The sequence below is a fragment of the Labilibaculum sp. genome, assembly GCF_041595635.1.
Classification (GTDB): domain Bacteria; phylum Bacteroidota; class Bacteroidia; order Bacteroidales; family Marinifilaceae; genus Labilibaculum.
Map to the genome: position 1 here is coordinate 13,943 of NZ_JBFHJW010000014.1, position 12,360 is coordinate 26,302.

Annotated in this window: 10 protein-coding genes; all 10 read right to left on the minus strand. The window is 37.1% G+C overall.

Features of this window, described 5'->3' with window-relative positions; genetic code table 11:
- Positions 1 to 31 precede the first annotated feature (31 nt).
- From ftsZ (ABYT26_RS06100) to ABYT26_RS06145, 10 genes are read right to left on the minus strand one after another with little or no spacing between them, the layout of a single operon-like run.
- Positions 32 to 1,267 carry a cell division protein FtsZ gene (ftsZ, locus tag ABYT26_RS06100; protein WP_372752006.1) on the minus strand — a complete coding sequence of 412 codons (1,236 nt, stop codon included), beginning with the start codon at positions 1,265 to 1,267 and terminating at the stop codon, positions 32 to 34.
- Between the two features lie 41 nt (positions 1,268 to 1,308).
- Positions 1,309 to 2,622 carry a cell division protein FtsZ gene (gene ftsZ, locus ABYT26_RS06105; RefSeq protein ID WP_372752007.1) on the minus strand — a complete coding sequence of 438 codons (1,314 nt, stop codon included), beginning with the start codon at positions 2,620 to 2,622 and terminating at the stop codon, positions 1,309 to 1,311.
- Positions 2,623 to 2,666: 44 nt separating this feature from the next.
- The gene (gene ftsA, locus ABYT26_RS06110) at positions 2,667 to 3,920 is read right to left on the minus strand and encodes a cell division protein FtsA (RefSeq protein WP_372752008.1); all 1,254 of its coding nucleotides are present in this window, start codon (positions 3,918 to 3,920) and stop codon (positions 2,667 to 2,669) included.
- Position 3,921: 1 nt separating this feature from the next.
- Positions 3,922 to 4,653 carry a cell division protein FtsQ/DivIB gene (locus ABYT26_RS06115; protein WP_372752009.1) on the minus strand — a complete coding sequence of 244 codons (732 nt, stop codon included), beginning with the start codon at positions 4,651 to 4,653 and terminating at the stop codon, positions 3,922 to 3,924.
- On the minus strand, positions 4,647 to 6,020 hold the full coding sequence (gene murC / locus ABYT26_RS06120) for a UDP-N-acetylmuramate--L-alanine ligase (protein WP_372752010.1): 1,374 nt from the start codon (positions 6,018 to 6,020) through the stop codon (positions 4,647 to 4,649). Before murC ends, ABYT26_RS06115 begins: the two co-directional genes overlap by 7 nt.
- A 3-nt stretch (positions 6,021 to 6,023) precedes the next feature.
- A complete protein-coding gene (gene murG, locus ABYT26_RS06125) occupies positions 6,024 to 7,121 on the minus strand; it encodes an undecaprenyldiphospho-muramoylpentapeptide beta-N-acetylglucosaminyltransferase (protein WP_372752011.1) in 1,098 nt (365 codons plus the stop codon).
- Positions 7,105 to 8,292 (minus strand): FtsW/RodA/SpoVE family cell cycle protein, encoded by a 1,188-nt coding sequence (locus ABYT26_RS06130; protein ID WP_372752012.1) that lies wholly within the window; start codon positions 8,290 to 8,292, stop codon positions 7,105 to 7,107. The genes murG and ABYT26_RS06130 overlap by 17 nt, the downstream gene beginning before the upstream one ends.
- A gap of 9 nt (positions 8,293 to 8,301) precedes the next feature.
- A complete protein-coding gene (murD, locus tag ABYT26_RS06135) occupies positions 8,302 to 9,639 on the minus strand; it encodes a UDP-N-acetylmuramoyl-L-alanine--D-glutamate ligase (RefSeq protein ID WP_372752013.1) in 1,338 nt (445 codons plus the stop codon).
- Positions 9,640 to 9,645: 6 nt separating this feature from the next.
- Entirely contained in the window at positions 9,646 to 10,899 is a 1,254-nt protein-coding gene (mraY, locus tag ABYT26_RS06140; protein ID WP_372752014.1) for a phospho-N-acetylmuramoyl-pentapeptide-transferase, read from the minus strand.
- 2 nt (positions 10,900 to 10,901) lie between these two features.
- Positions 10,902 to 12,359, minus strand: coding sequence for a UDP-N-acetylmuramoyl-L-alanyl-D-glutamate--2,6-diaminopimelate ligase (locus ABYT26_RS06145; RefSeq protein ID WP_372752015.1), 1,458 nt, complete (start codon positions 12,357 to 12,359; stop codon positions 10,902 to 10,904).
- Between the last annotated feature and the right edge of the window lies 1 nt (position 12,360).

Genomic DNA, 12,360 nt, shown 5'->3' on the forward strand with positions numbered 1-12,360 from the left:
TAAATATGATTAAGTTTCATTTTGTCACCAACTACTCTTCATCGAGAGTAAAACGGACTATATTGCCCGATTTGAATTCTTGCTCTCCTATGTTCTTTTGTCTGCGTTTATAAGCGGGAATGTTTTCCATTTCATCAATCTCGTTGTCCTTTAGGTTGGTTAAAATCACCTTCTTTTCTTCTGTTTTCTTTTGTTCTTCTTCCAATTTAATTTTCATTTGCTCACTAGTCGTATTGTTACTTCTAGCTGCCTGAAAAGAATTTGGTTTAGAGGCAAGTTTTTCTTCAGGAATCAAACCGTTATCGAATCCTGTTGCAATAATTGTTACTGACACTTTATTTTCCAAGGCAGAATCGTGGCCAGTCCCCCAAATAATGGAAGCACTATCACCAACTGCCTCCTGAACATAGTCAGTAATTTGTCCCACTTCGTCCATAGTAACTTCTTCCTCACCTGAACTAATGTTCAAAAGAATATTTCGAGCCCCTCTAACATCATTACTATTCAACAATGGGGAAGTAAGCGCTTCGCGGATAGCCATTACTGCGCGGTCTTCTCCCTCGGCCGAAGCAGATCCCATAACGGCAACACCACTATCAGTCATTACCGTTTTAACATCTTCAAAATCAACATTGATATAGCCATGAAGAGTAATGATCTCGGCAATTCCCTTAGCAGCTGTTGCCAACACATCATCGGCTTTCGAAAAGGCTGTTGAAAGTTTCAGATCGCCATAAATCTCACTTAATTTTTCATTGTTAATCACCAAAAGGGAATCCACATTCTCTTTCAGCTTATTAATTCCGGCAATGGCTTGATGCAATCGCTGACGACCTTCAAAACGAAATGGAATCGTAACAATTCCTACTGTTAAAATACCCATTTCTTTAGCTGCCTTGGCAATAACAGGAGCGGCTCCGGTTCCTGTTCCTCCCCCCATACCTGCGGTAATAAAAACCATTTTGGTATTATCGGCAAGAACTTCATTCACATCGTCTAAATTCTCGATAGCAGATTGCTCTCCTCTTTCTGGTTTATTTCCAGCACCGCGGCCTTCGGTTAGCGATTCTCCCAACTGAATTTTCACTGGAATCTCACTCGTTTCTAAAGCTTGAGCATCGGTATTGCAAATAATAAAATCTACATCCTTTATGCCTTGCTTGTACATGTAATTTACAGCGTTACCACCTCCACCACCAACACCAATTACTTTTATAATTGATGATTCATTTTGGGCCAAGCTAAAATCAATTAAATCCTCAGTCATTACTCTAAAAATATCTATTCCAATTTTTCATCGCAGTCACACTACATCGATGAATCATTATTATCAAAAATCTGTGTTAACTTACCCTTCAACCAATTATCAAGGCTTTCTTTTTTGTGTTCTACATCCGGTTTCTCTTTACTCGCCACTTTTTCATCGGTTTTATTCACTACAATCAATTCTTTTTCCTCGGAAGGTTCAAAAGAATCGTTGCGAAATTCTTCAGAACGCTTTCTCATCATTTCTTCTCTTCTGAATTTTTCTTCTCGTTTTTTTGCAGCTGCAATTTCTTCTGCTTCGGCAGGATTCTCAATAATCAATTCGAGTTTTGGTCTCACTTTCGCAGGCTCATTTCTAGGTCCAATAGTTAGTTCGGGAATGGGACTCTCAGAAAAGCCAGTGGCAATAATTGTCACACTCAACTCGTCTTCCAGTTTATCGCTATTTCCATTTCCCCAAATAATACTCACTTCATCCCCTACTACATCGTGAACATAGTCGGTAATCATACTAACCTCTTGCATGGTGACCTCATCCTTACCTGAGATGATATTCAATAAAATATTCCTGGCTCCACAAATATTATTACTATTCAATAAAGGAGAATTAAGCGCCTCCTCAATGGCTTTTATGGCACGGTCTTCGCCTGAAGCTGATGACGATCCCATAACGGCCACACCACTATTTCTCATAACAGTTTCCACATCGGCAAAATCGACGTTTACATATCCATGCACTGTAATTATTTCGGCAATACTTTTAGCTGCAATCGATAAAACATCATCGGCCTTTGCAAAGGCATCCGAGAGTTTCAAATCGCCATACATCATGCGCAACTTTTCGTTGTTGATTATCAGGAGGGCATCAACATGTTTTTCTAGATTGGCGATTCCTTCCATAGCCTGTTCAATTCGTCTTTTTCCCTCGAACCGAAAAGGAATGGTAACAATCCCAACAGTTAGTACGCCCTGTTTTCTGGCTGTTTCAGCAATAATAGGAGCGGCCCCTGTTCCGGTTCCTCCACCCATTCCTGCTGTAACAAATATCATTTTTGTTTTTTGACTTAAAACCTTATTAATTTCATCTATACTTTCTTTAGCAGACTCTCTACCTTTTTCTGGTTTATTTCCAGCCCCTCTTCCTTCGGTGAGTGATCTACCCAATTGTACTTTTATGGGCACAGGGCTGTTTTCCAGAGCCTGAGCATCCGTATTACAAATCACAAAATCCACCCCAGTGATTCCTTCTTTAAGCATGTGATTGACAGCATTACTTCCACCGCCACCCACTCCAATCACTTTTATAATGGATTTTTCTTTTGGTTCAAAATCAACTGGTAACAATTCATCAATCATGGTGTCACAAGTATTAGGGTTAGAAATTTTTATTATATATTTTTTTAATCTTCGGTATCAAACATAGCGCCAAAAAATCGTTTAAATAGATTCATTTTAGATCCTGTATCCTTATCGTTTCCTAAATCTTTTTCGTTTTCAATAGGTTTGTTTAACCCATTTAAAATAAGTCCTATTCCGGTAGCATAAATTGGCTGATTTAAAGCCTCATCCAATATAATTTTTGAGGTAGAATCAGGATATCCAATGCGAACATCTATTCCTGTTTTGCGTTGAGTTAGCACATCGAGATTTCTTAAAAGAGCACCACCTCCAGTCAAAACAATACCAGCACCAATTTTATCATGTAATCCGGTTAGTTCGATCTGGAACTTCACACTTTCAATGATCTCTTCCATTCGACATTGAATAATTTGGGCCAAAGTTTTAAAGGATATCTCTTTGGGATCCCATCCTCCAACACTTGGAATAGTAACCACTTTCTCTTCATCAACCAAATCAGCGACAGCCTCGCCAAATTGAATTTTTAAGGCTTCGGCTTGTTTTATTAGTACCGAACAACCTTCCTTAATATCGCGGGTAACAATATCGCCTCCAAAAGGAATAACAGCTGTATGTCTCAAAATTCCATCGAAATAAACTGTGATATCGGTAGTACCGCCGCCAATATCAACCAAAACAACTCCTGCTTCTTTTTCCTCTTCGCTCAATACTGCCAATGATGAAGCCAATGGTTCCAATACCAATTCTTCGATCTCCAAACCAACTTCCTTAACACACTTTTCGATATTTCGAGCCGAAGCAGTTCTTCCAATTATGATGTTAAAATTACCATCTAACCGACGACCAGCCATTCCCACTGGATTACGAATTCCAGCTTCCTTATCAACCACAAAATCTTGCGGAATTACATGCAATATTTGCTCTCCTACCTCGATAGGTATTCTGAAATTTTCATTCAATATCTCTTCAACATCCAGTTTTGAAATTTCACCAACTCCGTTCTGAATGTATTTAAACTGTCTATTTTTAATGCTACGAATGTGCTGACCTGCAATCCCAACATAAACTTTCGAAATGTTTTTATTTGATTTCGCTTGTAAACGGTCAACCACTTCGCGGATAGCTCCAATGGTATCCTCGATACTATGGATTACGCCCCTTTTTACACCTCTCGATACAGTTTTTTCCATGCCGATGATCCTCAATCGGCCATCTGAATCGATTTCCCCCATAATGGCAACAATTTTAGTTGTGCCTATGTCGATAGCTGCGATTATATTATTTTTTACTCCCATTCTAATTCTTTTTTGTGCAAACTACCTGATTCGTAAACCTTAAGTTGATGTTCTTATAAATATTCCAACCTTTTTTTGAAAAGCCTTTGGCATACAAAGCCCTCAATTTTTCAAATTTTTGTTGGTAATCTTCTATGCTTCCCAATTCTATTCTTTGGTCTCCAACCCGAGGAATAAGAATATACTCCTTATTCCTGTCTACATATATTTGGTTAATTTGGAACTTCCAAAATTCATCATTTACTATAAATTTTACCAGCTCAAACAGCTCTTCTTTTATCAATTGATCGTTTACAGCCCCCGAAACGACTAAAACTCTTGATGTAAAATTGGTCGACAATGGCATTTTCTGACCTTCGGCATCAATATAATATCCATTGTGCGCTAAAACTCGAACAATGGGTTTTCGTTGTTGAATCTCAACAATTAATTTTCCAGACAAAGAATTAAACACCTCTGAATTTTTAACAAATGGAATTTTATCAATGGATTCTTCCAAAATTTCCTTATTAATTTGAGATAGTTCCGTTCCTTCTATTTTCGGATACTTCTTATGAATGAGCTTTATCACATCAGAATGGTGTACAAAAGATCTCTCGAGACTATCCATCACTTTCACCTGTATTCCCGAGGACACAAGCTTTCCTGATTTTTCATTCGCAAATGAAAAAACGACAATTAAGTATCCTAATAATACTACCCAGATCAATATGTTGGTGACTTTTTTTAGCATTCCAAACGCTTGCTTATTAAATTTTTAATAGGCTGAACCAATTTATCAATATCACCTGCTCCTAAAGTTAATAAAACTTCAAATTCTTTTTCCTCTAACAAGTGTAACAAATCCTCTTTTTGGCATAATTTAGAAGGATTAGTTAAGTTTTTAAAAATTAAGTCGGAACTTACCCCTTCAATTGAAGCTTCGCGAGCAGGATAAATATCCAAGAGAATCACTTCATCTAAAAGGTTTAAACTATGAGCAAATTCATCTGCAAAATCTCTCGTTCTTGAATAGAGGTGTGGTTGAAAAATGCCAGTTATTTTCTTATTAGGATACAATTCCTTAACCGAAGAAATGCTTTCCCACAGTTCCTTGGGGTGATGAGCATAATCATCAATAAAAACCATTTTTTCATTTCTAATTTGATAATCGAACCTTCTGCGAACCCCTTTAAAAGTAGATAAGGCTTTTTTCAATTCCTGTTCTTCCACCCCACAAACAAGAGCTACAGCAGAAGCAGCAATTGCATTTTCCACATTAATTTTTCCTGGATACGAAAACAAAAGATCCTTAATTATTCCCTGTGGATGAACCAAATCAAATTGGTAAAAACCTTCAATCAATTTGAGATTTTCGGCATAATAATCAGCTTTTTCTGCTAATGAATAAGTGAAGCTTTTATTGCTATTATGACGCAATTCTAATCCTTTTTTACGGATCAAAATTCCTTCTTTTTTTATTTGATCAACAAAGGACTGAAAACTCTTTTCCAATTCGCCTTTATCGCCATAAATATCCAAATGATCGGCATCCATCGAAGTGACTACAGCAACCATTGGATGCAATTGCAGAAAAGAACGATCGAATTCGTCTGCTTCAAGAATTACCCAAGGACTATCCTTCGAAAGAAGTAAATTGGAATGATAATTTTGAGAAATTCCACCCAAAAAAGCATTACAATCCAATACCGAGGTTTTAAATATATGAGCCGTAATTGTGGTTACGGTGGTCTTTCCGTGAGTACCAGCAATACCAATCCCATGCAAACAATCAGAAAGAAAGCCAAGTACCTGCGATCGTTTTTTACATGTAAATTGCTGTTCCTGAAAATAGGTTAATTGAGGATGATTTGCAGGAATAGCAGGCGTATAAACAACTAAAGTATTGGCTTTGGAGTGGTAAATTTCTGGAATTTTATCCACTTCCTGTTGAAAAGTAATCCCGATTCCTTCCGCCAATAACTCATTCGTTAATTGAGTTTGTGTACGATCGTAACCAAACACATTTTTCCCTATAGACTGAAAATAGCGCGCAATTGCACTCATTCCAATTCCCCCAATTCCTACGAAATAAACATTATCAAAATCCCTAATCCTCATAATCTATATCAAAGCAATAATTTGTTTTGCAATATCATCGGCTGCATTCGGTTTTGCCAAAGCTTTGCAACTTGCCGAAAGTTGAGCTAAATGTTCATCATCCTTTATCAAATTCAATGCCGTGGCAAGTAAATTCTGCTCTGCATCGATATCTTTTACCATTATAGCCGCATTTTTATTCACCAAAGCCATAGCATTCTTCGTTTGATGATCTTCAGAAACATTAGGCGAAGGAACCAGTATACATGGTTTTTCGACCAAACAAAGCTCCGAGATAGTGCCTGCACCTGCTCGTGAAATCACAAGATCCGCTGCTGCATAAGCCAAATCCATTCGTGCTAAAAAGTCGAAAACTTTTACATTGGGAATGGTCCAATTCTTAACTTCTTCGCGAATCTTATCAATGTAAAATTTTCCCGTTTGCCAAATCACCTGCACATCAGAATCGGCCAAAAGAGAAAGAGTATTCAGAACACTGTTATTTATGGTTCTGGCTCCCAAACTTCCTCCCACTATCAGTATGGTTTTCTTTTCCGGATTCAGTTGAAAATGATCCATGGCTTCCTGCTTTTTTCTCGCGATTCCCATTAAATCTTTTCGAACTGGATTCCCTGTCAGTATAATTTTATCTGCAGGAAAAAAGCGATGCATATTTTCATAGGCAACACAAATTTTCCTAGCTTTTTTACCCAAAATTTTATTCGTAATCCCTGCATAAGAATTCTGTTCCTGAATTAAGGTAGGGACACCTAATTTGGCCGCCGCATACAAAAGAGGGCCACTAGCATAACCGCCAACACCAACAACTGCATCGGGCTGAAAATCCTTAACAATAGCTTTTGCTTGCTTTAAACTTTTTATCAAAAGAGGAAAAAATTTCAAATTTTCTTTTGAAAAACTTCTCTGCAATCCACGAATGGGCAAACCCACAATTTTATATCCTGCAGCAGGAACTTTTTCCATTTCCATTTTCCCTTCGGCACCTACAAATAAAATTTCGCAATCGCTGCAATTTTGTAGCGCATTTGCTATTGAAATGGCAGGAAAAATATGTCCTCCAGTTCCACCTCCACTAACGATTATTTTAATTTTCTGCTTCATTCAAGTTCTCTTGTTCATTCAATTTTTCTTCTTCATTTACCCACTTGCTTACACCAAGAATCATTCCGAATGCAGCACTGGTAAAAATAAGAGAAGTACCTCCCATACTTACCAAAGGCAAAGGTTGTCCGGTTACAGGAATTAGATTCACCGAAACAGCCATATTAGTTAACGCCTGAAAAACGATACTTAGCGCAAGACCAATGACTAAAAGTGCTGGAAAAGTCCGATTGCACTTCCTCACTATTAAGCCAGCTCGATACATTAATATTAAATAACAAGACAGTATAAAGAAGCCTCCTATCCAACCCATTTCTTCCAAAATAATCGCATAAATAAAATCGGAATATGGATGCGGCAGGAAGTTGCGTTGTGTGCTATTTCCTGGAGCCTTGCCAAATATACCGCCCGAAACAACGGCTATTTTTGCCTGTTCTACCTGATAATTCTGACTATTATTCGGATTGTTTTCATCCTTATCGATAAAATTAACAATTCTACTTCGCACAGTTTGCACACGCCCAAAACTAGGGATAAAAGGTGCCAAAACAATAAGCATAATGACCAAACCCAAAACAACACCTACCGACCCGAGCAAATATTTTTTGGCAACACGACCAATAAACATCAGTAAATAACATACACCTCCTAATAGTACCGAAGTTGAAAAATCATCTAGAAAGATCAGCAAACAGACTATTCCAACAGGGATAATAATGTGCAAGAAGGCTTCCTTTTTACACGAGTCTTCGGCTTGATATCTGGATAAAGTTCTAGAGACATGGAGTATTAAAGCCAACTTTGCTAATTCTGATGGTTGAAAATTGAACCCAATTCCAGGTATGGTGATCCATCGAGAAGCATCATTTAAATTGGTTCCCACTAGTTTTGCCAGTATTAGCAGGCCAATAGACACAATCAAAACCAGATTAGCAGAGCTGGAATATACCTTAAAATTAATTCGATGAATAACATATATAATCATGTAGCAAACTCCCAGAAGAATCAGTTGCTTGATAAAGAAATAGGATGTATTTCCTCCCTTTACCTTATAGGCAAGTGTTCCGGTGGAACTATAAACCACCAGCAAAGAAATCATGGACAAAAAGAAGATGACGATCCAAATTACCCTGTCTCCTTTTAGGTTAAAATTCTTAAATAAGCTTGCCATATGATTGATTTACAAATTTCTAACTTCTTCCTTAAACTGATTGCCGCGATCCTCGTAACTTTTAAAAAGGTCAAAACTAGCACAAGCTGGAGACAGCAAAACGATCTCCTCTTTTTTGGCAATTTGATAAGCTTTTTGAACCGCTTCTTTCATGGATGTAGCATCAACAATACACTCAACCTTAGCATCGAAAGCAGCATGTATTTTTGAATTATCAACACCTAAACAAATGATTCCTTTTACCTTTTGTTTCACCAATTCATCCAACTGCGAGTAATCATTTCCTTTATCAACTCCGCCCACAATCCAAACAACAGGTTCTTCCATACTCTCCAAAGCATACCAAGTTGAGTTGATATTTGTAGCTTTAGAATCGTTGATAAATTGAATTCCACGCACTCGAACCACTTTTTCCAAGCGATGATCGACCCCCTGAAAATCGCTTAAACTTTCGCGAATAACTTCTTTACGAATGTGCAATACACTGCCAGCAATACCTGATGCCAATGAATTATACACATTGTGAATTCCATGTAATGACAAATCTTTTTTATCCATAGAAAAGAGACTTTCGTTGTATTGAATTTTTAAAAGTTCATTCTCAATCCATCCACACATTTCCTTCTCTTGTTGAACTGAAAAAGGGAGTAATTGAGCCAAAATATCACAATTCATTAATTCTTTCTTAATGATTTCATCATCAGTGCAAAACACAAAAGAATCTTCACTTTTCATGTTTTGCAATATTCTAAATTTTGAATTGATATAATTCTCCATTTTATAATCGTACCGATCTAAATGATCAGGCGTAATATTCAATATTATGGCAATATTTGCTCTAAAATCATACATTCCATCTAACTGAAAGCTGCTCAATTCCACCACATAATGCGTAAAATCTTTTTCGGCAACCTGCCAGGCCAGACTGCTTCCAACATTGCCTGCTAAGCCCACCTTTAAACCCGCCTTTGTTAACATATGATATAAAAGCAGTGTCGTGGTTGTTTTCCCGTTACTCCCTGTAATGCATATCATCTTTGCATCAGAAAATCGTCCAGCAAATTCAATTTCAGAAATCACAGGAATATTTTTTTCCTTTAACTTCACAATCATTGGAGCCGTATCGGGAATTCCCGGACTCTTTATTACCTCATCGGCTGATAGTATTAAAGATTCACTGTGTTGCTTCTCCTCATAATCGAGATGATAGCTGTTCAGTGCTTCTTTATATTTCAGACTAATTTCCCCAAAATCTGAGACAAAAACCTCGAAGCCCTTTGATTTGGCCAAGACTGCTGCTCCCACTCCACTTTCTCCTGCACCGAGTATGACGATTCGTTTTGCCATTTCTTATTATCTGATTTTAAGAGTTACAATTGTAATTATGGCCAAAAATATTCCAATGATCCAGAATCTGGTTACAATCTTAGGTTCTGGGTATCCTTTCATCTGATAATGATGATGAAGAGGAGCCATCCGAAATATTCGCCTTCCTTCTCCAAATTTCTTTTTAGTGTACTTGAACCACGATACTTGCATCATTACCGAAATATTTTCCACAAGGAAAATTCCGCATAAGATAGGAATCAAGAGCTCTTTGTGAATAATAATCGCAAACACAGCTATAATTCCACCAAGAGAAAGGCTACCCGTATCGCCCATAAAAACCTGAGCAGGATAGGAGTTGTACCACATAAATCCGATGGTAGCACCAATAAAGGCTGAAATAAAAACAACCAGTTCACCCGAATTTGGAATGTACATGATGTTCAAATAATCGGCATATACAACGTGTCCCGAGACGTATGCCAATATCCCCAATGTGGCACCAATAATAGCGGAAGAACCAGTTGCTAAACCATCCAATCCATCGGTAATATTTGCCCCATTAGAAACAGCCGTTACAATAAATATGGTAATAATTATAAAGACCAACCAAGCCAATTGAGGTGCATATTTACCTCCAAAGGCAACCAAATATTCATAATCGAATTCATTGTTCTTAAAAAATGGGATGGTAGTTTTTGTTGATTTAACATCCTTTGTTAAACGTGTTATTCCCGTATCGCTTGGCATAAATCCCTGATCGACCATTTCAGTTTGGGTACCAATTTCGTCGATGCTTGTTTTTTCACGAATAACTACATCATCATTCATGTAAAGTGTTAGTCCAATAATTAAGCCCAAACCAACTTGGCCTGCCACTTTAAATTTACCACTTAAACCTTCCTTATCTTTTTTAAATACTTTAATATAATCATCAACAAAACCAATGAATCCCAACCAAATAGTAGTAATGATCATCAGTAAAATGTAGATATTATCTAATTTTGCAAAAAGCAGAACGGGAATTAATATGGAAAGAATAATAATTACACCACCCATTGTTGGTGTTCCTTTTTTTTCCATTTGTCCGGCCAATCCTAAATCGCGAACAATTTCCCCTATTTGTTGTTTTTGCAACAAAAGAATAATCTTTTTTCCGAACACCGTTGCTATAAACAAAGAAGTCATTATTGCAAAAGCAGCTCGAAAGGAGATGTATTCAAACATTCCAGCTCCTGGAAAATCGAATTGATTTAAGTACCTAAATAAATAGTATAACATAACTACAGTTTAAAAATTTCTTTGATAATTTCCTTATCATCAAAATGATGTTTCACCCCTTTAATTTCCTGGTAATCTTCGTGCCCTTTTCCTGCCACCAAAATAATATCGCCTTTTTGTGCCAACATATAAGCGGTTCGAATGGCTTCCTTTCTATCGGTAATAGCCAGTACTTTTCGAAGATGATTGGCTGGCACACCTTCTCTTATCTCCTGAATAATCTGATCTGGATCTTCCGACCTAGGATTATCGGATGTTAAGATTAGTTTATCACTTAATTCAGCACTAATTTTCCCCATTAAAGGACGTTTTGTTTTATCTCTATCGCCACCAGCACCAACAATAGTGATTACCTGTTCGTTTCCGGTTCTTAAAACAGCGATTGATTCCAAAACATTTTTCAATGCGTCTGGCGTATGAGCATAATCTACAATTGCCATAATACCTCCATCGGAAATCAAACTTTCGAATCGTCCATCAACCGATTTTAATTCACTAATTGCCTTAAGCACTTCCTCTTTGTTTTGATTTAACAAACGAGCAGCCCCATAAACGGCAAGTAAATTATGAGCATTAAAATCACCAATAAACTTGGTCCAAATTTCTACCCCATCCATTTCCAGAAGCATACCTGTAAAGTGTTTTTCCAGGATCTGGCAACGGAAATCGGCAAAAGAGCGAGTAGAATAGGAAAATTTATGTCCCTTCATATTCTGAAGCATTAACTTTCCATTTTTATCGTCGGCATTTGTAATGGCAAAGGATCTTTTCCCTAATTGATCGAAAAAAGACTTTTTCACCTTTAAATATGCACCGAATGTTTTGTGATAATCGAGATGATCGTGAGTAATATTTGTAAATATGCCGCCCTTATAATTTAGAGCTCCAATTCTTTTTTGATCGATTGCATGCGAACTTACTTCCATGAAACAATATTCACATCCAGCCTTAACCATATCAGCCAGCAAAGCATTTAATTGCAATGAATCGGGCGTTGTATGTGTTGCTTTTACCTCTTTTTCATCTACATAATTGCAAACTGTAGACAGTAAACCAACTTTATATCCTAATTTTTTAAACAGATGATAAAGAAGAGTTGCAATGGTTGTTTTTCCATTGGTACCGGTAACCCCTACCAATTGAATATTCTCTGTCGGTTTATTGTAAAAATTATGCGCAATTTCTGATAGAGCTACAGAAGAATCCTTAACCAAAATAAAACTTGTTTCCGAAGTGCTATTTAGAGGTAATTCTTCGCAAACAACCACCTTGGCACCATTTTCAACCGCTTTTTCTATATAATCATGTCCATCAGAAACAGTTCCTCTGCATGCCACAAACAGATCTCCATCCTTTATTTTTCGTGAATCAAAATGAATTGCATTCACCTCAACGTCACGAGCTCCTTTTTTAGTTTCGATTTGAACAGAACTCAATAGTTCATTTATATTTTTTCCCATT

Coding starts and splice junctions, on each gene's coding strand:
- murD (WP_372752013.1), bottom strand. CDS start 9,639: ATGGCAAAACGAATCGTCATACTCGGTGCAGGAGAAAGTGGAGTGGGA.
- ftsA (WP_372752008.1), bottom strand. CDS start 3,920: ATGGGAGTAAAAAATAATATAATCGCAGCTATCGACATAGGCACAACT.
- ftsZ (WP_372752007.1), bottom strand. CDS start 2,622: ATGATTGATGAATTGTTACCAGTTGATTTTGAACCAAAAGAAAAATCC.
- ABYT26_RS06115 (WP_372752009.1), bottom strand. CDS start 4,653: ATGCTAAAAAAAGTCACCAACATATTGATCTGGGTAGTATTATTAGGA.
- ABYT26_RS06145 (WP_372752015.1), bottom strand. CDS start 12,359: ATGGGAAAAAATATAAATGAACTATTGAGTTCTGTTCAAATCGAAACT.
- ftsZ (WP_372752006.1), bottom strand. CDS start 1,267: ATGACTGAGGATTTAATTGATTTTAGCTTGGCCCAAAATGAATCATCA.
- ABYT26_RS06130 (WP_372752012.1), bottom strand. CDS start 8,292: ATGGCAAGCTTATTTAAGAATTTTAACCTAAAAGGAGACAGGGTAATT.
- mraY (WP_372752014.1), bottom strand. CDS start 10,899: ATGTTATACTATTTATTTAGGTACTTAAATCAATTCGATTTTCCAGGA.
- murG (WP_372752011.1), bottom strand. CDS start 7,121: ATGAAGCAGAAAATTAAAATAATCGTTAGTGGAGGTGGAACTGGAGGA.
- murC (WP_372752010.1), bottom strand. CDS start 6,020: ATGAGGATTAGGGATTTTGATAATGTTTATTTCGTAGGAATTGGGGGA.